General features: G+C 66.8%; 1 protein-coding gene and 1 pseudogene. Both read left to right on the forward strand.

Going from position 1 to position 1,597, the window contains the following annotated elements; translation table 11 throughout:
* Positions 1–119, forward strand: a pseudogene (locus ACIQFU_RS38645) (IS5/IS1182 family transposase); the annotation flags it as partial.
* 247 nt (positions 120–366) lie between these two features.
* Positions 367–1,236: an IS5 family transposase gene (locus tag ACIQFU_RS38650; protein ID WP_402558069.1), complete on the forward strand. Its 870-nt coding sequence runs from the start codon at positions 367–369 to the stop codon at positions 1,234–1,236.
* Positions 1,237–1,597 lie beyond the last annotated feature (361 nt).

Raw genomic sequence — 1,597 nt, forward strand, 5'->3', positions numbered from 1 at the left:
TGTCCGGCTATCGGCGGCTCAGCCCCCGCTACGAACGCGATCCCCGCAACTACCTGGCCTTTCTCGGCCTCGCCGCCACCCTGTGCTGCTACAAGGGACTGATCCGCCTCACCACGTAGGACACGGTCTAAGAGGTCGTTTTAACCTGGATTACCCGTGTATCCGGCGGCTTTCAGGCCCCCGGGTTGTGGTGCTCGTGCTGCTGGAGATGTGGAGCGAGTCTTGCTGGTCAGGTGGGGTGACAGGTGAGGCGGGAAGTGACTTGTGCCTGTCTCATCCCAGGACGCCCGGCCTTCGCGGATGCGTGCTTCCGTTGGTGTCGCTGTGCGCCTGGGCGCACTCGGTCCGCGGCGGTACGCCGGAAGCATGCCGACGCGACGCCCGTATCCGAGTGATCTGTCCGATGCCCGCTGGGAGTTGATCGAGCCAGTGCTCTCGGCCTGGCGCTTCGAGCGCCGCGGCAGGGCCCTGGACTTCGGCCGGCCGCCGGAACACGACCTGCGCGACATCATGGACGCGATCTTGTACGTGGACCGCACCGGGGTCCAGTGGCGCTACCTCCCGCACGACTTCCCGCACTGGAACACCGTCTACGGCTACTTCGCCAAGTGGGCGGACGAGGGTGTGTTCGCCCAGCTCAACGGCCTGCTCCGGCAGCTCCTACGGGAGAAGGAAGGACGGGACGCTGAGCCGTCGGCCTGCGTGATCGACGCCCAGAGCGTCAAGACCTCCACCAGTGTGCCCGCCGCCGGCCAGGGCATCGACGCTGGGAAGAAGATCGTGGGCCGGAAGCGGAACATCGTCACCGACACCCTCGGACTTTTACTTGCCGTGCTGGTCACCGCGGCAAGCGTGCAGGACTCCGCCGCCGGCGCCCGGCTCCTGGACCGGGTCGCCGCCGACCATCCCGGCATCCGCAAGGTCTGGGTCGACGGCGGCTACCGCCAGCACCTCGTCGAACATGCCGCCACCCTCCGCATCGACATGGAGATCACCGCTCGAAAGTCTGGGACCAGGGGTTTCACTCCGGTCCCGAAGCGATGGGCGGTCGAGCGCACCTACGGCTGGCTCATGCTGCACCGCCGCCTGGCCCGCGACTACAAAACCCTGCCCACCCGCTCCGAAGCCGTGATCCACATTGCCATGACCGACCTCATGGCCCGCCGCCTCACCGGCGAAAACACCATCTCCTGGCGCGACCCGACAACACAGACCAAATGGCCGATTCCGGGATGAAACATCGGGCGAAAACGACCTCTAAGCAGAGCGCGCGTGATGCGAATCATCGGCTTGGTAGGCGTTTCCGTCTCGCCTGAGCCGACCCGTGATGCGTCAGGCAGGCGGTGTCGGCGTAGACTTTGTGACGTCTTGGGACGGTTAGATCTTCTCGTCACGCATGGTTGACCCACGTCCCACCGCCCCACTCGCTGCCAACGGCTGTGCCGGGCGATCATCCAGGGAAGTACCGTGCTGGGTTTGTGGGCGGCGGGGCCCTCCCCCCGTGGTCCGGCCCACGGAGCAGCAGGAGTGACCGGCGCGACACCTGGGGTGCCTGTTGCGTCCGCGTGGGTGCAGCACACCCACGCCCCGCGGGCCG

The sequence above is a fragment of the Streptomyces sp. NPDC093065 genome, assembly GCF_044754585.1.
Classification (GTDB): Bacteria; Actinomycetota; Actinomycetes; order Streptomycetales; family Streptomycetaceae; genus Streptomyces.